The 25,649-nt window shown below is 65.7% G+C and carries 24 protein-coding genes; 12 read left to right on the forward strand and 12 right to left on the reverse strand.

Going from position 1 to position 25,649, the window contains the following annotated elements; all coding sequences use genetic code 11:
* Positions 1 to 11: 11 nt before the first annotated feature.
* The 7 genes from RCH21_RS06930 (at position 12) to RCH21_RS06960 (ending at position 10,443) form a co-directional block, all read left to right on the forward strand.
* Entirely contained in the window at positions 12 to 383 is a 372-nt protein-coding gene (locus RCH21_RS06930; protein WP_120147547.1) for a holo-ACP synthase, read from the forward strand.
* A gap of 44 nt (positions 384 to 427) precedes the next feature.
* Positions 428 to 1,984 carry a bifunctional ADP-dependent NAD(P)H-hydrate dehydratase/NAD(P)H-hydrate epimerase gene (locus RCH21_RS06935; RefSeq protein ID WP_326963723.1) on the forward strand — a complete coding sequence of 519 codons (1,557 nt, stop codon included), beginning with the start codon at positions 428 to 430 and terminating at the stop codon, positions 1,982 to 1,984.
* Between the two features lie 136 nt (positions 1,985 to 2,120).
* Positions 2,121 to 4,307, forward strand: a complete 2,187-nt coding sequence (glgX, locus tag RCH21_RS06940; RefSeq protein WP_120147039.1) for a glycogen debranching protein GlgX — start codon at positions 2,121 to 2,123, stop codon at positions 4,305 to 4,307.
* 51 nt (positions 4,308 to 4,358) lie between these two features.
* Complete coding sequence (gene treY / locus RCH21_RS06945; RefSeq protein WP_326963724.1) at positions 4,359 to 6,671, forward strand: malto-oligosyltrehalose synthase; 2,313 nt, start codon at positions 4,359 to 4,361, stop codon at positions 6,669 to 6,671.
* A complete protein-coding gene (treZ, locus tag RCH21_RS06950) occupies positions 6,668 to 8,422 on the forward strand; it encodes a malto-oligosyltrehalose trehalohydrolase (RefSeq protein WP_326963725.1) in 1,755 nt (584 codons plus the stop codon). Before treY ends, treZ begins: the two co-directional genes overlap by 4 nt.
* A 156-nt stretch (positions 8,423 to 8,578) precedes the next feature.
* Positions 8,579 to 9,754 (forward strand): GGDEF domain-containing protein, encoded by a 1,176-nt coding sequence (locus tag RCH21_RS06955; protein ID WP_326963726.1) that lies wholly within the window; start codon positions 8,579 to 8,581, stop codon positions 9,752 to 9,754.
* A 179-nt stretch (positions 9,755 to 9,933) separates the two neighbouring features.
* Positions 9,934 to 10,443 (forward strand): GNAT family N-acetyltransferase, encoded by a 510-nt coding sequence (locus RCH21_RS06960; RefSeq protein WP_326963727.1) that lies wholly within the window; start codon positions 9,934 to 9,936, stop codon positions 10,441 to 10,443.
* Positions 10,444 to 10,518: 75 nt separating this feature from the next.
* On the opposite strand, the gene RCH21_RS06965 is transcribed toward RCH21_RS06960, so the two are convergent.
* The gene (locus tag RCH21_RS06965) at positions 10,519 to 10,815 is read right to left on the reverse strand and encodes a hypothetical protein (RefSeq protein ID WP_326963728.1); all 297 of its coding nucleotides are present in this window, start codon (positions 10,813 to 10,815) and stop codon (positions 10,519 to 10,521) included.
* A 214-nt stretch (positions 10,816 to 11,029) separates the two neighbouring features.
* Here RCH21_RS06965 and RCH21_RS06970 point away from each other — a divergent pair, with 214 nt between their 5' ends.
* Positions 11,030 to 11,830, forward strand: coding sequence for an HpcH/HpaI aldolase family protein (locus tag RCH21_RS06970; protein ID WP_326963729.1), 801 nt, complete (start codon positions 11,030 to 11,032; stop codon positions 11,828 to 11,830).
* Here RCH21_RS06970 and RCH21_RS06975 read toward each other — a convergent pair.
* Positions 11,785 to 13,188: a family 4 glycosyl hydrolase gene (locus tag RCH21_RS06975; RefSeq protein ID WP_326963730.1), complete on the reverse strand. Its 1,404-nt coding sequence runs from the start codon at positions 13,186 to 13,188 to the stop codon at positions 11,785 to 11,787. The genes RCH21_RS06970 and RCH21_RS06975 overlap by 46 nt on opposite strands.
* A gap of 108 nt (positions 13,189 to 13,296) precedes the next feature.
* Here RCH21_RS06975 and RCH21_RS06980 point away from each other — a divergent pair, with 108 nt between their 5' ends.
* Positions 13,297 to 14,436, forward strand: a complete 1,140-nt coding sequence (locus RCH21_RS06980) for a PfkB family carbohydrate kinase (RefSeq protein ID WP_326963731.1) — start codon at positions 13,297 to 13,299, stop codon at positions 14,434 to 14,436.
* A 124-nt stretch (positions 14,437 to 14,560) separates the two neighbouring features.
* Here RCH21_RS06980 and RCH21_RS06985 read toward each other — a convergent pair whose 3' ends face one another.
* From RCH21_RS06985 to RCH21_RS07005, 5 genes are all read right to left on the reverse strand, one after another.
* A complete protein-coding gene (locus tag RCH21_RS06985) occupies positions 14,561 to 14,800 on the reverse strand; it encodes a hypothetical protein (protein WP_326963732.1) in 240 nt (79 codons plus the stop codon).
* A 152-nt stretch (positions 14,801 to 14,952) separates the two neighbouring features.
* Complete coding sequence (locus RCH21_RS06990) at positions 14,953 to 15,525, reverse strand: hypothetical protein (protein ID WP_326963733.1); 573 nt, start codon at positions 15,523 to 15,525, stop codon at positions 14,953 to 14,955.
* A 2-nt stretch (positions 15,526 to 15,527) separates the two neighbouring features.
* Entirely contained in the window at positions 15,528 to 16,496 is a 969-nt protein-coding gene (locus tag RCH21_RS06995) for an ABC transporter permease (RefSeq protein WP_326963734.1), read from the reverse strand.
* Complete coding sequence (locus tag RCH21_RS07000) at positions 16,489 to 17,391, reverse strand: ABC transporter permease subunit (protein ID WP_326963735.1); 903 nt, start codon at positions 17,389 to 17,391, stop codon at positions 16,489 to 16,491. Before RCH21_RS07000 ends, RCH21_RS06995 begins: the two co-directional genes overlap by 8 nt.
* Positions 17,388 to 18,125, reverse strand: coding sequence for an ABC transporter ATP-binding protein (locus RCH21_RS07005; protein WP_326963736.1), 738 nt, complete (start codon positions 18,123 to 18,125; stop codon positions 17,388 to 17,390). Before RCH21_RS07005 ends, RCH21_RS07000 begins: the two co-directional genes overlap by 4 nt.
* Before the next feature lie 124 nt (positions 18,126 to 18,249).
* On the opposite strand from RCH21_RS07005, the gene RCH21_RS07010 reads away from it, so the two are divergent.
* Entirely contained in the window at positions 18,250 to 19,734 is a 1,485-nt protein-coding gene (locus tag RCH21_RS07010; protein WP_326963737.1) for a sensor histidine kinase, read from the forward strand.
* On the opposite strand, the gene RCH21_RS07015 is transcribed toward RCH21_RS07010, so the two are convergent.
* The 4 genes from RCH21_RS07015 to RCH21_RS07030 all read right to left on the reverse strand — a co-directional run bounded on the left by RCH21_RS07015 (position 19,720) and on the right by RCH21_RS07030 (position 23,030).
* Complete coding sequence (locus RCH21_RS07015; RefSeq protein WP_326963738.1) at positions 19,720 to 20,409, reverse strand: response regulator transcription factor; 690 nt, start codon at positions 20,407 to 20,409, stop codon at positions 19,720 to 19,722. The genes RCH21_RS07010 and RCH21_RS07015 overlap by 15 nt on opposite strands.
* 171 nt (positions 20,410 to 20,580) lie before the next feature.
* On the reverse strand, positions 20,581 to 21,786 hold the full coding sequence (locus RCH21_RS07020; RefSeq protein ID WP_326963739.1) for a hypothetical protein: 1,206 nt from the start codon (positions 21,784 to 21,786) through the stop codon (positions 20,581 to 20,583).
* 200 nt (positions 21,787 to 21,986) lie between these two features.
* Positions 21,987 to 22,178 carry a hypothetical protein gene (locus tag RCH21_RS07025; protein ID WP_326963740.1) on the reverse strand — a complete coding sequence of 64 codons (192 nt, stop codon included), beginning with the start codon at positions 22,176 to 22,178 and terminating at the stop codon, positions 21,987 to 21,989.
* 228 nt (positions 22,179 to 22,406) lie between these two features.
* Positions 22,407 to 23,030: a TetR/AcrR family transcriptional regulator gene (locus RCH21_RS07030; protein ID WP_326963741.1), complete on the reverse strand. Its 624-nt coding sequence runs from the start codon at positions 23,028 to 23,030 to the stop codon at positions 22,407 to 22,409.
* A gap of 163 nt (positions 23,031 to 23,193) precedes the next feature.
* Here RCH21_RS07030 and RCH21_RS07035 point away from each other — a divergent pair, with 163 nt between their 5' ends.
* Together RCH21_RS07035 and RCH21_RS07040 are read left to right on the forward strand one after the other, a co-directional pair.
* Positions 23,194 to 24,225 (forward strand): NAD(P)-dependent alcohol dehydrogenase, encoded by a 1,032-nt coding sequence (locus RCH21_RS07035; RefSeq protein ID WP_326963742.1) that lies wholly within the window; start codon positions 23,194 to 23,196, stop codon positions 24,223 to 24,225.
* A gap of 30 nt (positions 24,226 to 24,255) precedes the next feature.
* The gene (locus RCH21_RS07040) at positions 24,256 to 25,014 is read left to right on the forward strand and encodes a DUF4386 domain-containing protein (protein WP_326963743.1); all 759 of its coding nucleotides are present in this window, start codon (positions 24,256 to 24,258) and stop codon (positions 25,012 to 25,014) included.
* Between the two features lie 16 nt (positions 25,015 to 25,030).
* Here RCH21_RS07040 and RCH21_RS07045 read toward each other — a convergent pair whose 3' ends face one another.
* On the reverse strand, positions 25,031 to 25,645 hold the full coding sequence (locus RCH21_RS07045) for a TetR/AcrR family transcriptional regulator (protein ID WP_326963744.1): 615 nt from the start codon (positions 25,643 to 25,645) through the stop codon (positions 25,031 to 25,033).
* Between the last annotated feature and the right edge of the window lie 4 nt (positions 25,646 to 25,649).

Genomic DNA, 25,649 nt, shown 5'->3' on the forward strand with positions numbered 1-25,649 from the left:
GGGGCAGCGACGTGATCGTGGGGATCGGTGTGGACGTCGTCGACATCGAACGCTTCCGGCAGCAACTCGAGCGCACACCGGCCCTCGTGGAGCGGCTGTTCGTGCCCTCGGAGCGCCAGCTCCACACCCGGTCCCTGGCCGCGCGCTTCGCCGCGAAGGAAGCCATTGCCAAGGCGCTCGGTGCTCCCGTGGGCATGAACTGGCAGCACTGCACCATCGACGTGGACGAGGCGGGCGCTCCGTCCGTCGTCGTCGACGGGACGGTAGCCGATGCAGCGCGGGCCCGCGGCGTCGAGACGTGGCACCTGTCCATCAGCCACGACGGAGGCCTTGCCACAGCCATGGTCGTCGCGGAAGGCATGCCCCCGGCGGGCAACAGATAGTAACCGTACTGATTATCGCTCGGCTTATTGCTAAGCTCGACCATATGCTTGAAGCCTTCTCCGGGAGTGACGTCCGCGCTGCGGAGGCACCCCTCATCGATGCCGGGCAGGGTGATGCCCTGATGCAGAAGGCGGCACACGGCCTGTTCGGCGTCGTCCTCGGGTTGCTGCGCGAGGCCGGACGAGGCACCTATGGAGCTACCGCCGTCGTCCTTGCCGGCGGTGGCAACAACGGCGCGGACGCCCTCTACGCGGGGGAGCGGCTCCTGCGCCGGGGCGTCGGAGCGACGGCGATCCTCCTGTCCGACCGCGTCCACACCGCGTCGCTGGCCGCGTTCACGCGAGCAGGCGGTACCAGCGTCAGGCTCGACGACGGCGTGGACCCTGCGGCCCTCGCGATCCACGCGTCCAGCGCGGACATCCTTCTCGACGGTATCCTCGGCACGGGAGCCACCGGCGGCCTGCGCGGGGGCGCCCGGGCGTTCGTCGAGGCGTTCAACGACGTCGCCGGACCCCGGGCCACGCGCTCCACGATCGTCGTCGCCTGTGACCTGCCGAGCGGGATCGGCGTCGATACCGGGTTGGTCGACGGTCCGGTCCTCGCCGCGGACGCCACCGTGACCTTCGGTGCCGCGAAGCCCGGCCTCCTCCTCGGCAACGGCGCCGTCTCGACCGGCGAGTTGAACGTCGTCGACATCGGACTCGACTTCGCGGTGTTCACTCCCGCCGCCCGCCGTCTGCTCGACGCGGACGTCGCAGCCCTCCTGCGCCTGCCGACACCGCTGGACCACAAGTACTCCCGCGGTGTCCTCGGCGTCGCCGCCGGGTCGGCCCGCTACCCGGGCGCAGCCGCGCTGGCCGTCGGCGCCGCCCTGGCCACAGGCATCGGCATGGTGCGCTACCTCGGTCCGGACGCGGTCGCGTCGCTCATCCACCAGCGGAACCCCGAGGCGGTCGCCTCCTCCGGTTCCGTCGCGGATGCCAGGTCACAGGCGTGGGTCGTGGGCCCGGGCGCTGTGGACGACGACGACCAGCGCCGGCGCGCGGTCGACGCCATGACGTCCGGGCTCCCTGTCGTCGTCGACGCGGGCGCGCTGGCCGGAATCCCCGAGCGCGTGGGGCCGCAGGTCATCCTGACGCCGCACGCCGGTGAGCTGCGCCAGGTGCTTGCCGAACGCGGCGTCGACGCCGAGCGGTCGGACATCGAGGCGGAACCGGCCCATTTTGCGCTCCGTGTCGCCGAGATCACCGGAGCCACCGTCCTGCTCAAGGGCTTCACGACCGTCGTCGCAGCGCCGTCAGGTATCCTCATTGCGCAGACCGACGCGACCCCGTGGCTCTCGAGCGCCGGGTCCGGTGACACGCTCTCGGGCATCATCGGGGCACTCGCCGCAAGCGTGGCGGGGGACGACCACGCGGCGAGCCGCCTGGGCCTGGCGGAGGAGGACCTGTGGGCTGCCGTCGCCGCGGCGGGAGCCCTGATCCACGGTCGGGCCGGACAGCGTGCTGCCCGGCGTGGCCCCATAGTGGTTTCAGACCTTCCGGCCGACATCGGCGCGGTCATAGCGGATCTCCTCGAGGAGCGTCGCCTAGCGATGTGAGGGACGCGGTCAACCTGACCGACAGATCAATGCGCTATGTATGAAGTATGCGACCGGGGCACAAGAACCCCGACGCCGCGAGTATGACCGCGGCCGCCCAGGTGGCGGCTGCGGCAGAAGACACCAAGGAGAACTCATGGAATTATGGCCCGGCGATGCGTACCCCCTGGGAGCAACCTACGACGGCACGGGAACGAACTTCGCGCTCTACAGCGAGATCGCGGACTCCGTTGTCCTCTGCCTCTTCGATGACGAGGGCACCGAGACCTGCGTCGAACTCAAGGAGATCGACGGCTATGTCTGGCACGGCTATCTCCCCCATGTGAACCCCGGACAGAAGTACGGCTACCGGGTGCACGGCCCCAACAACCCGGCCGAGGGACACCGCTGCAACCCCAACAAGCTCCTCCTCGATCCCTACGCGAAGGCCATCTCCGGCGATCTCGACTGGGACCAGGCACTGTTCGGCTACAACTTCGGCGACGAGAACTCGGTCAACAACGAGGACTCCGCGCCGCACATGATGCTCGCCGTCGTCGTCAATCCCTTCTTCAACTGGGACGGCGACCGCATGCCGCGCACGCCGTACCACCAGTCGGTCATCTACGAGGCGCACGTCAAGGGGCTGACCCAGCTGCACCCGGACATCCCTGAGGACCAGCGCGGAACGTACGCGGGTATCGCCCACCCGTCCGTCATTGCGCACCTGCAGAAGCTCGGCGTCACGGCGATCGAGCTCATGCCCGTGCACCAGTTCGTAAATGACAGCACCCTCCAGGAGAAGGGCCTCTCGAACTACTGGGGCTACAACACCATCGGGTTCTTCGCGCCGCACAACAAGTACAACTCCACGGGCGACCAGGGCGAGCAGGTCCAGGAATTCAAGGCCATGGTGCGCGAGCTGCACCTCGCAGGCATCGAGGTCATCCTCGACGTCGTCTACAACCACACGGCCGAGGGCAACCACATGGGCCCCACGCTCTCGATGCGCGGCATCGACAACTCGGCCTACTACCGCCTGGTCGAGGACGACAAGCAGTACTACATGGACACCACCGGCACCGGGAATTCGCTGAATGTCGGCAACCCGCACGCGCTGCAGCTGCTCATGGATTCGCTGCGCTACTGGGTGACCGAGATGCACGTGGACGGCTTCCGCTTCGACCTCGCCTCCGCCCTGGCGCGTGAGTTCTACGAGGTGGACCGCCTCTCGGCCTTCTTCGAGCTCGTGCAGCAGGATCCCGTAGTCTCGCAGGTCAAGCTCATCGCCGAGCCGTGGGACGTCGGCCCCGGTGGCTACCAGGTGGGCAACTTCCCGCCGCAGTGGACGGAGTGGAACGGCAAGTACCGCGACACCGTCCGCGACTTCTGGCGTGGAGAGCACTCGAGCATCGGTGAGTTCGCCTCACGCCTCACGGGCTCGGCAGACCTCTACGAGCACTCGGCCCGGCGCCCCGTCGCATCGATCAACTTCGTCACCGCCCACGACGGCTTCACGCTGCGCGACCTCGTGTCCTACAACGAGAAGCACAACGAGGCCAACGGCGAGGACAACAACGACGGCGAATCGCACAACCGTTCGTGGAACGCCGGCGTCGAGGGCCCCACGGACGATCCGGAGGTCCTGGCGATCCGCGTGCGCCAGCAGCGCAACTTCATCGCGACGCTCCTGCTCTCGCAGGGCGTTCCGATGCTGCTGCACGGTGACGAACTGGGACGCACCCAGGAGGGCAACAACAACACCTACTGCCAGGACTCCGAGCTGAGCTGGGTGCACTGGGACAAGATGGACCAGCCACTGCTCGAATTCACGGCAGCGGTCAACCGCCTGCGGTCCGAGCACCCGACCTTCCGCCGCCGCCGTTTCTTCGACGGACGCCCGGTCCGCCGCGGCGAGGGAGAGGCGCTGCCGGACATCGTATGGCTGGACACCACCGGTGAGCTCATGGCCCCCGAGGACTGGGACAGCGGTTTCGGCCGCTCGATCGGTGTCTTCCTCAACGGCCATGGCATCCAGGGTCGCGACGCCCGCGGCCAGCGGATCGTGGACGCCAACTTCCTGCTGTACTTCAACGCGCACGACGAGGCCGTGGACTTCACCGTTCCGTCGGAGGAGTACGGCGCGTCCTGGGACGAGGTGATCGACACCGCCGGCAAGTACGCCGACACCGAGGCCATCCCGTCCGGTGCGGTCGTCACCGTCGAGGGGAAGTCCATGGTGGTCCTGAGGGCGCACTCGGAGGTCGAGGACCTCGACCACTCGGTGGCGGCATCGCTGGCGATCCTCGCCAACGAGGTCACCTCCAAGACCGGCACCGCCTAGCACCACCTTCGACAGGTACACCCACACCCACCGTCCCAGGAGGACCCCCACGTGTTGACACCGACATCGACGTACCGGCTGCAGATCCGGAGCGAGTTCGACCTGCATCGGGCTGCGGCCCTGGTGCCGTACCTGCAGGACCTGGGGGTGGACTGGGTGTACCTGTCGCCGATCCTGACGGCGGAGAAGGGGTCGGGCCACGGCTACGACGTGACCGATCCCACCACCGTCGACCCCGACCGCGGCGGACCCGCCGGCCTCGCCGAGCTCAGCGAGGCCGCGCGGGCGGCCGGCATGGGGGTCCTCGTCGACATCGTCCCGAACCACATGGGTATCGAGACACCCGCCGACAACGCGTGGTGGTGGCAGCTCCTGAAGGAGGGCCGCACCTCGCGCATGGCGGAGGCATTCGACGTGGACTGGGACGCCAATGACGGGCGCATCCGCGTGCCGGTCCTCGGTGACGGCGACGGCGAACTCGAGCAGCTCGCCGTCGTCGACGGTGAACTGCACTACTACGACAACCGGTATCCCATCGCCGAGGGCACAGCGCATCCCGGCGACACGGGCGCCGAGGTGCACGCCCGCCAGCACTACGAGCTGGTGAACTGGCGCCGCGCGGACAGCGAACTCAACTACCGGCGCTTCTTCGGCGTCAACAGCCTCGCGGGCCTCCGCGTGGAGGTGCCGTGGGTCTTCCAGGAGAGCCACAGCGAGGTGAAGCGGTGGTTCGACGAGGGGCTCGTGGACGGTCTCCGGATCGATCACCCCGACGGCCTCGCGGACCCCAAGGGCTACCTCGAGGACCTCCGTACCCTGACCGGCGGTGCCTACGTGCTCGTGGAGAAGATCCTCGAGCCGGGGGAGAAGCTTCCGACGGACTGGGCCACCGAGGGGACCACCGGCTACGACGCGCTGGCGGACATCGACAGGCTCTTCACCGACCCTGCCGGCGAGCACGTCCTGACGGCCTCGGTGCCGGTCGATCCGTTCCACGAGATGATCCACGGGACCAAGCGCGGGATCGCCGACGGAATCCTCCGCTCCGAGGTACTGAGGCTGGCGCGTCTCGTCCCTTCCGCTGCAGGGCTCGACGCCGGGTCGGCAGCGGACGCCATCGCCGAACTGCTCACGTGTTTCCCGGTCTACCGCAGCTACCTCCCGGGCGGTGCCGAGTACCTCGCAGAGACCGTGCGGGACGCCCAGGTGCGGCGGCCCGACCTCGCGGACACCATCGCCGCGCTCCACCCGCTCCTGAATCCGTTCCTCGAAGGGGAGGGCGAGCTCACCGAGCTGGCGCAACGCTTCCAGCAGACCTCCGGCATGGTCATGGCCAAGGGCGTGGAGGACACGGCGTTCTACCGGTACTCGCGTCTCGTCTCGCTCAACGAGGTCGGCGCGGATCCTGGCATCTTCTCGCTCGATCCGCTGGAACTCCACCGGCGGCTGCTGGAGCGCGAGACGGACAGCCCCCTGGCCATGACCACGCTCAGCACGCATGACACCAAGCGGAGCGAGGACACGCGGACGCGCATCTCGGTGATCTCCGAGCTCGCCGACGAGTGGACGCGGATCCTCGCCCAGCTCGAGGAACTCGCGCCCATCGGCGACCCGACGTTCGCGCCCCTGCTGTGGCAGTCGCTCATCGGGGCATGGCCGCTCACCCGCGAGCGGGCCCACGCCTACGCCGAGAAGGCATCGCGTGAAGCCGACCTCAGCACGCACTGGACCGCCCCCGACGAGGACTTCGAGCGCGGGATGCACGCTGCCGTCGACGCGGCGTTCGACGACGCTGCCGTGTCGGCGCTCGTGACCGCCTTCGTCGAACGGATCCAGCAGGCGGGCTGGTCGAACTCCATCGGCCTCAAGCTGCTCCAGCTCACCATGCCCGGCGTACCCGATGTGTACCAGGGCACGGAGTTCTGGGACACGTCCCTCGTGGACCCGGACAACCGACGCGAGGTCGACTACGACGCGCGCCGCCAGGTGCTGACGGACATCGACTTCGGTGCCCTGCCGCAGCTCGGAGCGGATGCCCACGCCAAGCTGCTCGTGGTGGCCCGGGCCCTCAGGCTGCGCCGCGACCGCCCGGAGCTGTTCACCGGGTACACCGCGATCGCTCCAGCAGGCGAAGCCGCGGATCACGTGTTCGGCTTCGACCGCGGTGGCGCCGTCACCCTCATCACGCGCCTGCCGTACGGGCTCGCCCAGCGCGGCGGGTGGGGCGACACCACGGTGGAGATTCCCGCCGGACGCTACACCTGCGCGCTGACAGGATCTCCGGTCACCGGCGGCACAGTCCGCGCAGCCGATCTTTTCGCCACTCTCCCCGCAGCGCTACTGGTCCAGGAGGACGCATCATGAGTTCCACCTTCGATGTCTGGGCGCCCCGCGCCGAGTCCCTCACGCTCGTCGTGGAGGGCGCTCGACACCCGATGACGCAGGGCGAGGGCGGCTGGTGGCGGCCGGTAGAAGAACCCGCCACCAGCGAAGACGTCTCCTACGGCTACCTCGTCGACGGATCCGACACCCCCGTGCCGGATCCCCGCTCCCGCCGTCAGCCCGAGGGCGTCCACAAGCTCTCGCAGACCTTCGACCCCGCGGCTCACGCGTGGCAGGACGAGGGGTGGCAGTCCCCAGGCCTGAACGGCGGTGTCATCTACGAGATGCACCTGGGAACTTTCACGCCCGAGGGAACGCTCGACGCCGCGATCGGCAAGCTGGACCACCTCGTGGACCTCGGCGTGCAGTACGTGGAGCTGCTGCCCGTCAACGCCTTCAACGGCACCCACAACTGGGGCTACGACGGTGTCCTCTGGTACGCGGTACAGGAGACCTACGGCGGGCCGGCGGCATACCAGCGGTTCGTCGACGCCGCCCACCAGAAGGGCCTCGGCGTCATCCAGGACGTTGTCTACAACCACCTCGGCCCGAGCGGGAACTACCTCGGACTGTTCGGTCCGTACCTGACGGAGGGGATGTCCAACACGTGGGGCGATTCCCTCAACCTGGACGGGCCGCAGTCCGACGAGGTGCGGAACTACGTGCTCGAGAACCTGCTCATGTGGTTCACGGACTACCACGTGGACGGACTCCGGCTGGACGCCGTCCACGCCCTCCATGACGAGCGCGCCGTACACATCCTCGAGGAGTTGGGTGCGCGGACCGACGCCTGCGCCGCAGAACTCGGCAAGCCGCTGTTCCTCATCGCCGAATCCGACCTCAACAACCCGCGGCTCATCCAGTCCCGCGAGGTGGGCGGCTATGGCCTCGCCGGCCAGTGGAGCGACGACTTCCACCACGCGGTGCACGTCAACCTCACGGGTGAGACCGAGGGGTACTATCTCGACTTCAACTCGGTAGGAGCGCTCGCGAAGGTCCTCGGGAAGGGTTTCTTCCACAACGGGACCTACTCGTCCTTCAGGGAACGGCACCATGGCCGCGAGATAGACCCGGTTCGCGTCACGCCGCTGCAACTGGTGGTCTGCACCCAGAACCACGACCAGATCGGCAACAGGGCCGCGGGTGACCGCATCAGCGCCACCCTGAATCCGGCGCAGCTCGCACAGGCGGCCGTGCTCAACATCCTCGGTCCTTTCACCCCGATGCTCTTCATGGGCGAGGAATACGGAGCCTCGACTCCGTGGCCTTTCTTCACCTCCCACCCCGAGCCGGAGCTCGGCAAGGCGACCGCGGAGGGACGCCTCAAGGAATTCGAGCGCATGGGCTGGCGCCCGGAAGACGTTCCGAACCCGCAGGACCCGGAGACGTTCGCCTCCGCGAAGCTCGACTGGAACGAGTTGGGGCAGGGCCACCATGCAGACCTGTTCTCGACCTACCGGGACCTCATCCACCTGCGCCGCTCCCGTCCGGAACTGCGCGACGCCGACTTCGGTAGCGTCTCGGTGGAGTTCGACGAGGACGACCGCTGGATCGTCCTCCACCGGGGCAGCACCGCCGTCCTTCTGAACCTGAGTGACCGGATGGTGAGCGTTCCTGTGGGCGGCGTCGACGCGGAGGTCCTGCTTGCCACGGTCGAGGGGGTGGGGCTGCTTGCCGACACGGTGCAGCTTCCGGCGCACGCCTCGCTCGTCCTGAGCCTGGCCGCCGCCTAGGTCGGAACTCCCCAAGGGCTTCGACTGAACTGGGCTACCGACCGGGTGAAGGGTCGGTACGCTGCTGCATACTGGGCTGGAGGCCCTTCCCGGAGGGAGGCCGGCCCCGTCACCGTGCGGTGAGGGGTCCAGCAGACACGAGGCGGCGACAAGACCATGACCCTGGACACCACGACACTGCGGGTGGCATTCGGCGCCGTCGCCATCACCCTCTTCGTGCTGTTCTATACGGTGTCCTTCCGCCAGACACGGTCCGCCTACAGTGCCTGGTGGTGCGCCGCGATCGCGTTCTTCTTCACGGGGACCTGCGGCTACTTGCTGGACGGCACCGTTCATCAGGTGTGGGCCAACCCGATGGGCAATACCCTTCTGGTCATGGGGACCGTCAGCGTGTGGGCGGGGGCGAGGACCCTCCGAACCAGCAAACCCGCGTGGCTGCAGTTGTCTGCCGCGCCCCTGCTGACACTGCTCGCCTCCGTACTGGACAACCCCGCCACGAACACGTGGTCCGGCGGACCCGTCTACCTGGGCATGATGTCGCTGACGATCGGCCTTGCATCCTGGGAGCTGTGGCGGCTGCCGAGCAGCTACAGCCGTGTCGAGGCGCCGCTCGCGGTCGCCTCCGCCCTTGTAGCAGTCCTGTATTCCGGGCGATGTATCGCGTTCATCGCCGGCGGACAGGACGGCTACGTCTTCACCGCCTACTTCGGATCGGGCATCACCACGCTCATCACCATGGTCCTGCTCGTCGTCGTCTCCTTCAGCGCCGCCGCCTTGAGCGCCGAGCAGATCGCCACGGACCTCCGGGCCCGGGCGGACCGTGATTCGCTCACCGGCCTGTTCAACCGCTCAGGTTTCATCGATCTCGCGCAGAAGGAGGTGGATCGTCTGGCCCGGTCCAACCGCCCGGGCGCGCTGATCCTCGCGGACCTCGACTTCTTCAAGGCGGTCAATGACACCTACGGACATGCGGCGGGCGACACGGTGCTCAAGGCCTTTGCCGAGGTGTCCACCGAGACCGTCCGCTCCACCGACCTCGTGGGTCGCTATGGCGGTGAGGAGTTCATCTTCCTGCTGCCCGGCGCAACGGTTTCCAGAAGCGAGGACATCGCCCGCGACGTCAGCCTGTCGCTCCAGGAGTACACGACACCTGGTCGACTCGAGATGCCGACGGTGAGCTACGGTATTGCCGCCCTGGACGCGCACGACTACGACCTCGACGCCACGATCGCCGCGGCCGATCAGGCCCTCTATGCGGCGAAGGCGAGCGGGCGGGACAGGGCGGTCAGGGCCACCCGGCCCGCGGGTTCGAAGGGCGGTCGGTCGGCATGACCACCGCAAGCGCTTCGGGTTCCGCGAGCGGTATCCGTGCGCTCCGGCGCTGACCACCTGCCGGCCTATGATAAGGAAATGGTTCTCCACCCCGCCGATGACCGTTACGAGAGAGTGCCGTATCGCGAGTTCGCCGTCGAACCGGACCTCGATGTATGGACCAGGGCACAGGGGAGCTGATGTTGCGGTTCAGGGTGGCGCGTGAGGAGGACTGGCCCGCCATCTGGGCGATCATGGAGCCGGTGACGCGGGCAGGGGAGACCTACTGCTGGGACACGTCCATGGACGAGGCGGCCGCACGGCTCGAATGGCTCCCCGGTTCCGAGGGCCCGGATCCGACGCTCGTCGTCTTCGTCGTTGTCGATCCCTCGACGAACCGCGTGGTCGGCACCGCACAGCTACATGCCAACCGTGGCGGTAACGGCGCACACGTCTCCAACGCGTCCTTCCTGGTCGCGGCCGACGCCGGAGGAAGGGGTATCGGCCGGGCGCTTGCAGGTCATGTACTGGAGGAAGCGAGGCTCGCCGGCTATGCCGCGATGCAGTTCAACGCCGTCGTGCAGACGAACGAGCGGGCGGTGGCGCTCTGGATGTCTCTCGGTTTCGCCGTCGTCGGGACCGTGCCGGGGGCATTCCTCCACCCCACCGCCGGGCCCACCGGACTGCACATCATGCATCGATTCCTCTAGCACGTGTCCGGCATCTCCGGGTCCGGATGAAGGCATGCATGCAGCGAGGCCGCGGCGGATCCCCTTCGATGGTGCTCAGGCCATCCACCCCAGGAATGCGTCGCCGGCCCACATCGCGCCGAACCACGTGGAGACCGCCACGAGGGGAACAAGAACTAACCAGTACGACCGGAGTAACGCCAACTTCACGCCGACTCGTGTGAGAACTACCCACCACACGAGGAACAACGCCACAGCCCACAGCGGGGCGGCCAGACCGCTGACCAGATAGAAATATCCCGCGATGAGCTGCGCGACCGCTGTAAGCAGGGCGATCACCCAGTACAGCAAAAGATTGCCGCCCTTCCTAAGGGTCGGCGTGGGATAGCGCATATCAGCAGTCTATTCAGGGCACGGGAACAGGGCGCCAAGAGCCTGAGGCAGGACACGTCGTCCAGAACCCTCCGCTGTTCCGCTTGCCCGCAGGCGGTCGTGCAGCGGTGACCCGGAGCTGCACTGCCGGAGTTCCGCTTGTCCGGGTGAACCCTGACCCGCGGGTCCCTGCCCGTGGGGGACGCGGCGGGTGCAGCCGGGCAACAATGGGGTCATGACTGATCAGGCACTCCTCCATGACCCTCTGCTCGGCGCCTGGGCTACGCTCGGCGAACCCCGCCTCACCAACGAGTTGACGACGTCGGGCCTCGGCTGGGTGGGCCTCGACGCGCAGCACGGGCACTTCGACGACAGGTCGCTCCGCGACACCCTCTGCCGCCGGAGTATCGACGCCGCTCCGATGCTCGTACGGGTGGCGATCAATGATGCGGCGCTCATCGGGCGGGCGCTCGACGCCGGAGCGGACGGCGTCATCGTCCCACTCGTCGACAGCGAGGACGACGCCGCGGCGGCCGTGACTGCGAGCCACTATCCGCCTCTCGGTGGGCGCAGCTGGGGGCCGCTGCATGGCAGCCGGCCCGCGTATGCGCCTGGAGCCGACGCAGGCAACCACGCGGTCCCGCTGTGCGCCGTGATGATCGAGACCGCTGCCGGACTCGACGCCGTCGAGGCGATCACCGCGGTTCCCGGCGTGGACATGGTCTTCGTGGGTCCGTTCGACCTGTCGCTCGCACTGGGCCTGCAGGTGGATGGCCTGCTCGCGTCGACCGGCGACGACGCACCACTTCCGAGGATCGTCCGGGCCTGCCGTGCTGCGGGCATCGTGGCCGGTGCGTACGCCGGCACTCCTGAACGCGCAGCACTCCTTGCAGCAGCGGGATTCGACTGGATCGCCTCCACCACGGACGCAGCCCTGCTGTCGCTCGGCGTCGGAGCGCTTCGACAGCGGCTACGCCAGGCGGGGTCCGATCAGCCGACCCAGGATGCCCGCAATGCCGGGAAGGCCTTCTCGTAACCCGCAAGGACCGCCGATGCTGCGTGGAACGAGTCGACCAGTGGGTGCCCGGCGAAAGCCCGGAGGGCTGCGTCGCGGTCACGGTGCACCGCGGCCCGTATGGTGTCCTGCTCGACAGCCTTCACCGTGGACATGAGCCCCAGTTGGTGTGGCGTCAGGGGGGCCGTGGAAAGGGGCCTGGCGCCGGCCGCATCCACCACGGACGGCACCTCGACGATGGCGTCCTGCGGCAGCCCCGGGAAGGTCCGTCCGTTCCTCACGTTGAGGATCAGGTCCGCCCGCTGGTCCGTCAACAGGGATCGCATGACCTGCAGGGCAACGCGCTCGTAGCCGCCGCCGGCGAGGTCTGCCTCATCGCGCTCCTCGTCCGCCGAGCGTGCCTCGGCGAGGTAGCCGGACTCCCGTTCGCGCCGTGCGTCCTCCCATGCAGCGAAGGGATCACCGGCCGCGGCGAGGCGTGGATAGAGGTTCTCCTGCTGGTCCCGCAGGATCTCGCCGCGGGTCCTGTCCGCACTCCGGATGGAGCGCAGCGCCTCCCGATGGAAGTAGTAGTAGAACAGGTACTCGTTGGGCAAGGCACCGAGAGTACGGAGGAGGTCGGGGCCGAAGAGGCGGCCTTCCTCGAATGCCGCGAGGCGAACGGGATCAGCCAAGAGACCGGGAAGAAGGTCGCGTCCGCTCTTTACGCCGCCGTCGCGCCCGCTCTTTACGCCGCCGTCGAGCCCACGGAGCCACCCCAGATGATTGAGGCCTACGTAATCGACGCCGGCGAGGGAATCACCCAACTCAAGACCCACAGCCTGAGCGGCGCGGGCCACGAGCCCGGATGCCGAATCACAGATGCCGATGACCCGACCACCCAGTACCGCCGAGACCGCCTCGGTGACCATGCCCGCCGGATTGGTGAAGTTGATGAGCCAGGCGTCGGGAGCGAGGTAGCGGATGGCGGAAGCGACGTGCATCATGTCCGGAATGGAGCGGAGGGCGTAGGAGATACCGCCCGCACCGACGGTCTCCTGCCCCAGCAGTCCGGCGGCCAGGGCGACGCGCTCATCGAGCACGCGTCCCTCGGCTCCACCACTGCGGACCGCCGCGAAAACGATGTCCGCTCCGGGTAGCGCTTCCTCGAGCCGGGTCTCCACACGGACCGACGGCGCCGGGCCTCCGGCTGCACGGGGCATTGCCTTCAGCACCCGGGCGATCGCACGGGACCGCTCCTGCTGGGCGTCGAACAGGACGACGTCGGACACGAGCCCTGCGAAGGGTCCGTCGGCGAGGGCCCGATAGACCAGCGGCACGCGGAAACCTCCACCACCCACGACCACCAGGGTGGCGCCGGAGGATGTCGATGAGCCCACTGCTGGTCCCGCTTTCCGTTGTTCCGGCGGGTCGGACGACCGCCAGCCGTGGTGAAGATGCGATGGTTCGCGATCCGTAACCCAGGTCTTGCAAGTATTGTGCCGTACATGTCCCCACAGCTCCGCTTCGATCCGTTGGCGGCCACGCGCGGCCCGGACGGCCCCGATTTCGACCTCCTGCTCGCCGGACAGGTCTTCTTCGACATCATCTTCACGGGTCTTGAGCACTTGCCGTCGCCCGGGACGGAGGTCTGGACGGACGGCATGGGCTCCGGCCCGGGAGGCATCGCCAACCAGGCCATCGCGGCGAGCCGGCTCGGGCTCAGGACAACCCTCGCAGCAGCGTTCGGTGACGACGGCTACGGTCAGTTCAACTGGGATGTGCTGCAGGACCAGGAGCATGTCGACCTCTCGCGGTCCCGTGTCTTCGAGCAGTGGCACTCGCCCGTGACGGTGTCCCTGTCGGTGCACCAGGACCGGTCGATGGTCACGCACGGCCACCCGTCTCCGTTGAGCGCCTCCGAACTGATGGGCACGCCGCCGTCCTGCAGGGCCGCCGTCGTCGGGGTGGAGCAGGAGATGGAGCCCTGGGCGCAGGCCGCCGCGGCCGGCGGGACGAAGCTGTTCGGCGACGTCGGCTGGGACCCGGCGGGGAAGTGGGCCCCTGAGACGCTGGTATCACTCGAGCACTTCTACGCGTTCATGCCCAACGGTGCCGAGGCCATGGCGTACACGCGGACGGATGATCCGTGGGCAGCCCTCTACTCGCTCGCGGATCGTGTCCCCGTCGCCGTCGTGACGGTGGGCCAACAGGGCGCCATGGCCATCGACTCGCTCACGGGGGAGGAGGAGTGGGTTCCGGCCCTGCCTGTCTCGGCCTATGACCCGACGGGGGCGGGCGACTGCTTCGGTGCAGCCTTCGTCATGGGCGACCTCGCGGGCTTCCCGCTCGCCGACCGGCTCAGCTTCGCGAACCTGTGCGCTTCTCTCTCCGTGCAGCATGTCGGCGGTTCCCTCGCTGCGCCGGGCTGGGGCGACATCGCGGATTGGTGGCATCGGGTCAACACAGGGCGCGACGGCGTCCGGAAGCAGTGGCTGCGCCGCTACGCCTTCCTCGAGGATCTGGTGTCCGGCGTCCCCACCGAGGACGTGCGCCGGGCGACGGCGACGATCGCACGGCAGTCCGACGCGTCACCGGCGTCGGGTCCTGCCGAGATCCGGCGGGACGGACTAGGGGACCTGGGGTGAGCGGCGCCGACAGCCTTGAGGTGAATTGGGGGGACCCCGAGTGCGCCAGAACGCGATACCGAAGAATAGCGGCGAGTGGAGCTGCCGGGCGTGAGTGTTACGCCCGGCCACCCACTGCTGGTGTCTAGCTGTCGAGCCAGTAGCAGAAAAAAAGCTGCAAGGTGTAGTTGAAGATGATGAGGGGTTCGAGGAACCGGATCATTACCGCTGTGCGTGTGTACGCGATCGCATCCGCCCGGACGCGGATGGCCTTCGACGGGTAGCGGACCCACGCATACACCCGACGTGGTTCGGGGAAGTCGGTGGGCCGGCAGTTCTGGCCGTAAAGCTCGGCCGCGGTGAGCATGATCAGTTCCTCACGCATGACGAACTCGGTCGTAGACCGCTGCCGGCAGGGGCCCAAGTTACCGGCATCCCTACCACGTGGTTCAGAGACAGTTGGACTCGGTGAGAGCAGGGCGGGGCGGGGCTGAAGGCTTAGAACGGAGGGGTCTGACGGCGGAGGCTTACACAGCTTTAGTCCGCTTCCTCGAGGCCTTCCTCCTTGAGGGCCGTTCCCCGTGCCGCCGCGAAACCTGATGCGCTAGCCTCAATATCGAACTTCACTTCGTTGGGCGAAGTCCGGTAGATGCTGAACTTGTTCTCCGGGTAGTGGCCTTCTCCCGATTCGTTGTCGAAATAGACCGTTGCTTCCGTGTTGGGAGCAATGGCCAGTCCCTCGAGCTTCTGGTAGTAAGACTCGGTCTTTCCGGTCGGCGTCTCGGTCATTGTGTAGTAGACCTCCACCCCGGTGATCTGTTCAGCAGAGGAGTTCTTGATGGTGAACTGCAGCTTGTCGCCGACCTCCTTGCCTGACGCCTTGTCCACGTTGTTCTCCACCATGGTCTCGCTGATGGCCAGGCCTGTTTTTGTGCCGGTATTGGTGATCGGGTTTTTCGCGACGGGCAGCACAGCCGGGCCGGCTGTGGAACCGGAGGCGGCGGGAGATTCCGTCCGCGCCTCGCTGCCGGTGCCCTGCGACGCCTCGCAGGCTACGAGGCCGACGAGGGCTGCCGCAACGATGAATAACAGGGAAAGGAGCTTCTTCATCTTTAGGGGAGCTTTCTCAGTAGGGTTTCGCGGGTAGTGGAAAGAAAAGCTGCCGCCACTGTAAAGACGGAGGTGCCTAACAGCCAGAGGCTGTTGTGGGAGGTGGCGTCCCAGACGGCGCCGAGAGGCATTTGGTTGTACTGGGATTTGACTCCCAGGTAGGCAAAGACGGCACGCTCGTACTGCTTGGTGGCGGACGTCTGCTCCACGAAATTGCGCCCGGTTTCATAGCTGGCAAAGTGCGTGAGGAGTGCCTTCTCGTTGGTCCTGTCGATTTGCAGGCTGGCGAAGAAACCGCCGGGGATCTGGTTGTCCGGGTCCATGGTGTCACCGATCTGCGGGATGACCAGGACGATAACGAGCCAGAGCACGAGGGCCAGGACTAGCCCGCTGGCTGGCTGCCGGGTGAGCGAGGCCAGAGTAAGGGCTAGAAGTGACCACATGATGAAGTAAACCCAGGTGTGTGCTGCAGCGATGGCCAGACGGAGGAAGTCCTGGCCCCCCAGCTGTGCCCGGCCGGCCAGCAGGACTGCCAGGGCGATCACGGCAAACAGCGCCACGACCACCACGAGCCAGACAATGACTGTTGCAAGGATTTTTCCTCCCGCAAAGGCGTGTCTGCCAAGCGGCCGGGTAAAGAGGAGCTGGAGGGTGTTGCTGCCTTTTTCCTTTGCCACGAGTCCGTAGCCGAGGATTACCGCGAAAAGGCCGCCAACGATTTCCAGGTATTCGATGCCTGCCCGAAGCATCTGCAGGGGGAAGAGGTTGGGGGGAGGGGTGGGAGAGCCACCTGCGGCCTTCAGCGCGTCAGCATAGGCGGTGTACTCCGCCAGTTTCACGCGGTAGTCCGCGGCCGCGACCAGCACGGAGAGGAGGATGACCGCGCTCAGGAAAACGAGGAGCATCGCAATTGCCCTGCTGCGGGAAAGGTCCTTCAGTTCCTTGCGGCAAAGGACTCCGACCTCAGCCATGGAGTTCCCTCCTCATGTGATTCGGACCCGCCATCAGCAGGGCAAGGCAGGCTGCGATGAAGAAACCAAGAATGACCAGCAGGCCGCCTTCCGCAGTGCCCGCTGCCTGGGGTTCTTCGAGGATCAGCGCTGTGGTGCTTTTGAACTGTTCGCCCAGGGACAACGGCCCCGTCAGTGCACTGGTCAGCTCGAAAAAACGGGACTCCGCGGGCGCAGATTTGGATACAGGGTTCAGCAGCGAGACGGGATGTGCCGCGGTGCCCAGCAGGGGCAGGATAAAGATGACGATGCTCCAGACCACGATAGGGAGCAGAAGCCCGGAGGTTGCGGTCGCGCAGCGGATGCCGTTGAGCATTCCGAGCGTGACGAAGGGGATCAGGAACAGCCACGCGACCCCGAACAGGGCCAGGATCCGAGCGGCTTGGGCTGGCGTGGGAAAGGAGCCGGTGGCGACTGCAATGCAGGCAATGTTCACAAGGGCGGCAACGGCAAGGATGACCAGCAGCAGCAAACCGGTTCCGGCCAGCTTGGCCGCAAGGTATTTGGCGGGGGGTACGTCCCGGGAAAGCACCAGGTCAATGGTCCGGGCGCGCCGGTCACGCAGGGTGGACTGGGCGCCAATGACGATGGCCAGCAGGGCGGCGATCAGGATGATGTAGATCACCGTGTTCCTGGCATAGTACAACGGCGAGATTGTTGTAAAGGGATTCGGAGCCGACGTCAGCCCCTCCCTGACGGCCTCCTGGTACACCTCCGTGACAGTGCCTTTGGCGGCGGAACCGATAAATGCCGACGCTGCGATCATGGCCATGAAAACCACCAGCAGGAACTGGGGAAGCCGTTCCCGCCTGGCCGCGACGGTCTCCTGTCTGATGGTGGCAACCCAGACGCTCATGATGGGGTTCCGGCTGCAATCGACAGGTAGATCTCCTCAAGGGAGTCCTGCCCAGGGAAGGAATTCATAGTCGCGGCGATGGAGTCCTGGTAGATGAGCTGGCCCGCGCTGAGGATGCCGATGCTCGTGCAGGTGCGCGTCACTTCCCCCAGGAGATGGGTGTTCATGAAGACTGTCACCCCCAGTTCCCGGTTGAGCCGGATGATGATGTTCCTCAGTGTGGCCACGCCCTGCGGGTCCAGGCCGGAAGTCGGTTCATCCAGGAACAGGACCTCCGGTTCATGCAGGATGGCCTGGGCTATGCCGGCACGCTGGCGCATGCCTTTGCTGAAGGTGCCCATGCGCTCTCGTTCGTGACCGGGGAAATCGACAATGTCCAGCACCACGCGGATCCTGGCGGCTGGATGCTGCACACCGGAAAGCTGGGCGAAGAACATCAAGTTCTCGTGCAGCGTGAGGTTGTCATAGAACTGGACATTTTCCGGAAGGTATCCGATGACCCGGCGGACTTCTGCCGGCTGTGTCCGAATGTAACGCCCGGCTACCGATGCCGTTCCCGAGCTGGGGGGCAGCAGCGTCGTCAGGATGTTCACCGCAGTCGTTTTGCCTGCCCCGTTGTGTCCGAGCAGCCCGAAGATTTCGCCCCGGGGGACGGAGAGCGTGAGCTGCTCGAGTGCTGTTTTCTCACCGTACTGCTTGACCAGGCCTGTGGTTTGAATCGCCATGTCCGTCATGAAGAGGACGGTACGCCGTGCTGGATAAGAGGAAGCTGAGAATTCACCTCCGCGAGACCGGACTTTCTCCGCACGCCAGAGAATGGGGTTTGTCCCTTGCCCCGGAACGGACCATCCTTGAGCCATGGATCCCGAAAGCACGGGTCCCCGCCGCCTTGTGGCGCGGTTCCGTCCCGGCAGGACACGCTGGGGCGTCCGCAAGCGTGCCACGGCCAGCGCGGTGATGGTGGTGGCAGGTGCGCTCCTCGTCGCCGGGTCCATCCTGCTGATCCTGTTGCAGACCTATCTCAGCGCATCCACTGAGACTGCGGCCCGGCGCAAGGCTGACGACGTGATTGCCCAGATGGCGGATGATGACGTGGAAGAAGCCGCCGAATACATCATGAACACCGCTCATGCCGGACAATACGTGCAGATCCTGACGCCTGCCGGAACTGTCTTCGCCTCCTCTGATTCCGCCGAAACTGCACAACCTGTTACTGCCTGGCGGCCACCAGCGGGAGAGACCCTGATGCAGAAAGCGTCCGGACTGCCCGCTCTGGGCGACAGTGACGATTTCCTCATAGTCGCCAAGGGGGTCCCAGTGGACGGGGAGACTTACACGGTGGCGATTGCGTCAACAGTCCAGGTCCAGGCGGATACCGTCTCAACCGTCGCTTGGTTCATGCTGGGTTTGATGCCGGTGCTGCTCGTGGCTGTTGGCCTGCTGGTGTGGGAGCTCGTGGGGCGTTCCCTACTCCAGGTGCAGCAGATCCGGCGGCAAGTATCAGGTATCAACCTTCACAGGCTGGGCGGACGGGTGGACGTGCCGCCGACGGCTGATGAAATCACTGCCCTGGCCTTGACGATGAACAGCATGCTGGACAGGCTCCAGGCCTCCGAACAGGAACAGCGGCGGTTCGTCTCCGATGCCAGCCACGAGCTGCGGAGTCCGCTGGCAACCCTCAGTGCTGCGGTTGAGGTGGCTTCCGCGGACTCCACCGGCGCAACATGGAATGAGCTGAAGGATGTCCTCGCCGGTGAAACAGCCCGGATGCGGTTTCTCGTCGAAAACCTGCTGACACTGGCCAAATCCGACGACGGCGGGCTACGCATCGACCTGACGGACGTCGACTTGGACCACGTGGTGCAGGATGAGATTCGCCGCCTGCGTGCCACAAGCGCACACCCCATTGAGGCGGACCTCCGGCCCGTACGGATCACGGGTGACCCGATGCGGCTGGGGCAGGTGCTGCGCAACGTGCTGGACAACGCGGACAAGCATGCCCGCTCCCGCATCAGGATCACCCTCGATACGCGCCCCGGCGAGGCCGTCCTCGCCGTCGACAACGACGGCGACCCCGTGCCGGAAGGCGACCGTCTCCGGATTTTCGGCCGCTTCGTCCGGCTGGATGAAAGCCGGGCGCGCGGAAGCGGGGGCAGCGGCCTGGGACTGGCCATCGCGGAAAGCATTATGGCCGCGCATCACGGGACCATCAGTGCGACCGAAAGCCCGGCTGGCGAGTGCCGGTTCGAGCTCGTCTTCCCGTGGGCCGCCCCAATCGGGCTTCCGGACCATGATCGCGGTGACCGGCTGCAGACTCCGTTGCCTAAGCTAGGTCCGCTGTGAAGCTGCGTCCGCGGTGAGGACGTAACCCATTCCCCGAACAGTGGTCAGGGTATGGAGATTGAATGGGATGTCGATCTTCCGCCGGAGGTAGCCGATGTACACCTCCACCACGTTGTCGCCGCCCTCGAAGGCCGGATCCCACACGTTGTCCAGGATCTCCGCCTTGGACACCACCTGGTCATGGCGCCGCATCAGGTATTGCAGCAGTCCATATTCACGGGCGGTCAACACGATCGCGCGGTCACCCCGGCAGACAGTCCGCCGGGCAGGGTCCAGGACCAGCGACCCCAGCGACAGCACAGCAGGCCGTTCGGGGGCGCCGCGGCGAATCAGGGCACGGATGCGGGCCACCAGGATCAGGAAACTGAACGGTTTCGTCAGGTAGTCATCAGCCCCGAGGTCGAAGGCATCGGCCTGGTCGTATTCCCCGTCCTTCGCCGTCAGCATCAGCACCGGCGTCCAGATACTCCGTTCCCGGATCTCCTTCAAGACTTCATAGCCGTTCTTCAACGGCAGCATGACGTCCAGGAGGATGACGTCATAGATGTTCTCCGTCGCAGCCCACAATCCGCTGACGCCGTCATGGGTGACCTCCACGACGAACCCCTCGTTGGACAGGCCTCGTCGCACCGTTTCGCCGAGCATCTGTTCATCCTCGACCATCAGCACCCGCATAGGCCCCGCCTTCTTCGCCAGAGACGAATTATATGCTTGCTTCTTCAAGGGTAGGCTGCGCCCCTGTATAAACCTTGGGTCAGGGTTACGGACGGACCGCGCGATAAAACGTGGCGCTGAGGTGCCGCACCGGGCACCATCACGACGGCGCTCACCGACTGCCGGCTGCTTCTACCGCCCGCCGGGTTCGTAGTAGTGCCAGTACCGGCTTGTGGCGTTCACATCCGCGAGCACCAGCAGACCGCTGTTGGTCGTCCGTTGCGCCGCACTGTTGAGGTTCTGCTTCATCGACGTCACGTTGTGTGCATACTGGTCGGCGTCGACGATGCGAGGTGTCTTCGTGGTGGTGAAGTCGATGGCGTCCAGCGGTGTGGATTTTTCGTAGATCGCGCCTCCCGTGCTGGTGCAGGCACCAGCGTCGGTTGTGCCATCGGGCTTCGGATAGGTGGCGAAGGTGCGCAGCATCTGGGTGCTCTCATCGATCATGACGATCATCCGGTTCGGGCACTCCGCCACGGTCGCGATGGTGTGCGCCGTCCACGTCGTACCGCTCAGTGCCAACAGTTGGATCAGCGGTTCGGACGCGAACGTGAACGAGGTCTTGATGGCGGCGAAAACCCTTCCATCGGAGGAGCTCAGCGTCTTCAGGTTGATGTGGTCATCACCGCTGTTCTGCCCCAGGACCGCCGCCACCGGCGTGGTCCAGTCGGTATTCGATGCTCCATCGACGTGGTAGCTCCAGTACCTGCCGTCGGTGGCATCGCCGACCTGCCGGCTCCACATCACACCCATCTTGTTCCCGGCGAAGGCGATGACCGCCGATGTGTCGTCCACGGACACATTGCCCAATGGCGAGGGGTGCGCGAACGGCTCCCCCCAGTACCGGCCATCGGTGCCGGTGACGTTCAGGTAGATCTGGTTCCCCTGCTGCCAGGTCGCCCATACCCGACCGGTCGAGTCCTTGTCGATGGTCAGGGCCTCAACGCGCTGGTTGTTGATCTGGGTAGCACTGAGCAGCGTGTAGGCCTTCGTGCTCCAGTTGTAGCTGTAACGTCGCATCGTCGTCGGGAAGCCCGTTTCAGCCGGCAGTCCGTCGGCGACAAACCGATAACTGGCCACGTTCAGCGTCGTCCCATCCCACAGCACGTCATGATGCGTACTCGCCCGCGTCTCCGTCGCCACACCCGTATCGACCCACGAGCTCGTCGCGGCATCGAATCTGAAGATATGAAAATCAGAGCTGTCGGTGTCCCACAGGTTCCCCCACCAGATTCCATCGTTGAACCACAATGCGCTCGTGGCCCGCTTCGTACCCGTCGGCGACGGCGTTCCCACATGCGACGGATCCTCGACCCCGACATCGCCCGGCTCTGGCACGGTAGGCGCTGGTGGCGATGTCACCGCCGGCGAAGGCACGTCAGCCGGTGTAGCTGAGGGGCCGGTTGCTGAGAAGGGTGTGGCCGTCGGTGCAGCCGGAAAGCCGGTGTCGGGGTCGGCTGGGATTGAACAGCCGGTGAGGAGCAGGAGAGCGATCACCGCAGACACCAGGTATCTGCGGCGGCCGCTGAGCGAGCTGATCATGAGGTTTTTTTCCGTGGTCCGATCAGTGTGCACTGCTGGATCATGCTAGCGCTGGGCTGCTGTTGCGTGCTTAAGGCTGAGGAGTAGGTGCGGTCCTGACCGGCCGGTGCCGGGGAGCTTGCCACGGCGACGGCGACGGCGCGGATGGCGAGGGCCGGTACGGCGAGAAGACGCGTCTTCTTGTTCATGGGATACATGATCTTTCACTGTGCGATGAGAACGAGTCCGGATCCGGCTTCGCACTGACTTCTGTTCGGAGCACGACGACGCGCGGATGGCCCTCCCCAGAGCACCGATGCCTACCAGAATGTACTGGAGCGTTGTCCCGTCTTCCTCATGCCTGAATACCACAAGCATGCACAGATCACAAGAGAACACACCTCCTTCAGCCTGCGTGGACAGCCGAGGAAGGGTTGTCACCGTGAGTGGTGCGAAATCCAGTCCTCGAGAGCGTCGAGGATGACATTGAGCCCGATCTCGAACTCATCGCCGAAACTGTAGCCAGGTTGGAGCACACGCTCGGTGGCGATCTCGTAGAGGTACGGGTACTTGCCGCCCGAGAACAGCTCCCTCATCGGCTGGGCTATGTCAGAGACGGGCTCTGGGCCACTGAGCGGAAGAGCGGACTCCTGAAGTGCGAACCCGTAGATGTAACTGTCCAGCAGCGCGTAGGCGTGAGCTGTCATGGCCACTGAGAAGCCTGCCCTGCGCAGGACGCCCAGGGTTGCCTCGTGGTGATCCAGCGTTGCAGGTCCCGGACTGGTCCGGGATTCGAGCAGGCCGATAGCCCAGGTGTGGCGCTGCAAAACCGCTCGAACCGAGTTCGCCCGCCGATACATCCCCACTCGCCAGCCACCGTGGTCGGACGGCAGGTCGATTTCGCTGAAGACCAGGTCCACGAGGCTATCGAGGATCTCATCCTTGTTCGCGACGTAATGGTAGATCGCCATCGGTTTCGCTCCCATGGCCTGAGCGAGCGAGCGAATCGTCAGCGATCCGATTCCGGATTCGTCCACCAGGGCCAAAGCGCTGCTGAGCACTTTTTCCCTGCTGAGTCGGACACGTCCCTGTGTACTGGCCCCAAACGATTCTGCGGTCATTCCAGCCCTCGGATCTATAGCTTTTCCGTACTTTGTACGTTACCCTACCCGTACATAGTACGTTCGTGGTCCCATCGAGGGTTATCAGCGAGAGAAAACAGCCATGACACGTGACGGGCAGCATAAGGTACTGGGCCCCGTAGAGAACCGCGGGGCGAAAGGCACCACCATGCGTGCCGTCCTGCGCGACCACTACGGTTACGCGGAGGTTCTGCACATCAAGCCCGTTCCGCGACCGACGCCTGCAGGCGATGAGGTGCTCATCCGGGTCCATGCGGCCGGCCTCGACCGGGGCGCCGAGCACCTGATGACGGGCAAGCCCTACCTGAGCCGCCTGGGAACAGGATTACGTCGTCCACGCAACGCTGTCGTGGGCTCCGACTTGGCGGGCACGGTCACCGATGTCGGCGCGGAAGTGACATCCTTTCGGGTCGGCGATGAGGTGTTCGGGACAGGCAAAGGCTCCTTCGCTGAATGTGCCACAGCCCGTGAGGACCGACTCGTCCTCAAACCCGCGAACCTGACATTCGAGCAGGCCGCGGTGGTTCCTACGTCGGGGCTCACCGCATTGCAGGCCCTTCGCGATGTCGGGCGCATCCAAAAGGGACAGAAGGTGCTGATCATCGGCGCTTCCGGGGGCGTCGGCAGCTACGCCGTTCAATTGTCGGGGCTGTTCGGCGCCGAGACCACCGGAGTCTGCAGCACCGGGAAGCTCGAGTTCGTGGTCTCCCTCGGCGCTGATCACGTCGTCGATTACACCTGCGATGACTTCGCCGACGGCGCACGGCGCTACGACCTGATTCTCGACATCGGAGGAAACCCCAACCTCTCCAGGCTTCGCCGCGCGCTCGAACCCCTCGGTGCCGCCGTCATCATCGGTGGGGAGGGAACCGGCGATTGGGCAGGCATGGGCCGGCAGGTACGCGCCACGATTATTTCTCCCTTCATCCGCCAGCGCCTTGTCATGATCATCGCTCAACAGCGCATCAGCGACCTGAAGCTCCTTGCCGAGTTCATGGAAGCCGGCACCGTGACGCCGAGCATCGACAGCACATACCCGCTGGAGCACGTCCCGAAAGCCATGCGCCATCTCGAATCCGGAACGGTGCGCGGAAAAATAGCCATCACCGTCTGACCGCCCCCTTTTAACGGAAGTAGAGGCACCATGTCCGTCCTGACACCCAGCGAATCCGCCCGGCAAGTTCCCGCACACCCGGCTTCCGGCTCCCTGCGGAGGCCCAGCTTGATCGCGGGAAGCGCGCTCCTGCTGATGACCGTCTTCTCCATCTACGGTGTCTTCGGGCCGGTGGAGACCCTTGTGACGGCGGGGGACCCATCAAGAACGGCAGTCGACGTCGCCGCTTCGGAGACACTTTTCCGTTCAGGCATCGCCAGCCTGATCATCGTGGTCATTCTGGATGTCATCGTGGCAGCTGCACTCTTCGAGGTGTTCGCCTCCGTGAACCGGGCAGTCTCAATGACTGCGGCCTGGTTCAGGCTTGCATACTCCGCGGTCTTCCTGGTGGCGATAGTCCAGCTCCTGGAAGTACCGGTGCTCCTCGGAAAAGGGGAGCAGATGTTGCTCGCGGTCGAGTCATTCAACCGGATGTGGGACATCGGACTCGTTCTTTTCGCGGTGCATCTGCTCCTGGTCGGCTACCTTGCCTTCCGATCGGGGTTCATGGCGAAGATCTTCGGCATTCTGCTCGGGATTGCCGGACTCGGCTACCTCGCAGATGGTTTCGGAGCTGTGCTGGCCCCGGATCTCACGATCGGCGTCGCCCGTTTTGTCTTCATAGGTGAAGTCGCGCTCATCTTCTGGCTGCTCATCAAGGGTCGCCGAACCACCGTGGGCCCGATCATGAAAGAACAGCAGCTCCTCGCAGGAGCCCCCACACGGCCGCCGGGTGTCCCAGATGCCTGACGTCGGCCGGGTCTCCTCACGGTTCTTCGGAGGGCTGGGCAGCCTCGATGCCGTCGAGGATGATGCGGAGCCCGAACAGGAACTCGTTCCCGAAGACGTAGTTCGGCTGCAGAATGTACGATTCGGCAATTTCCGCCAGGTGCGGGAAGGCGTCCGTCATCATCTGTTGCTGCGCCAGGATGTCTTCCGTTGCGGCAGTCATGCCACCGGCCGGGTCCAGTGGCAGGGCGGCCTCCTGGAGGGCAAAACCGTCGACGAAGCTGTCGAGAAGGGACATGGCGTGGCCGGCCATGGCCGGGGAGAATCCAGCACTGCGCAAGCACCCGATCGTGGCGTCAAGATGCTTCAAGGTCGCAGCCCCTGGTGTGGAGCGCATCAGGGCGATCGCCCAGGGGTGCCGGGCGAGGACGGCGCGGGCAGATTCCGCACGCTGCCGCATCGCCGATCTCCAATCGTCCCCGGGGGAGGGCAGGACGATTTCGCTGAAGACGACGTCGACCATTCCATCGATGAGGTCGTCCTTGCTCTTCACGTGATAGTAGAGCGACATCGCCTCGACCCTAAGTTCCTGGGCGAGCTTGCGCATGCTCAGCGATTCCAGGCCACCGGCATCGGCGAGACCCACAGCCACCTGG

Origin of the sequence: Arthrobacter sp. PL16 (genome assembly GCF_035985055.1) — a bacterium.
GTDB lineage: Bacteria > Actinomycetota > Actinomycetes > Actinomycetales > Micrococcaceae > Arthrobacter_D > Arthrobacter_D cheniae.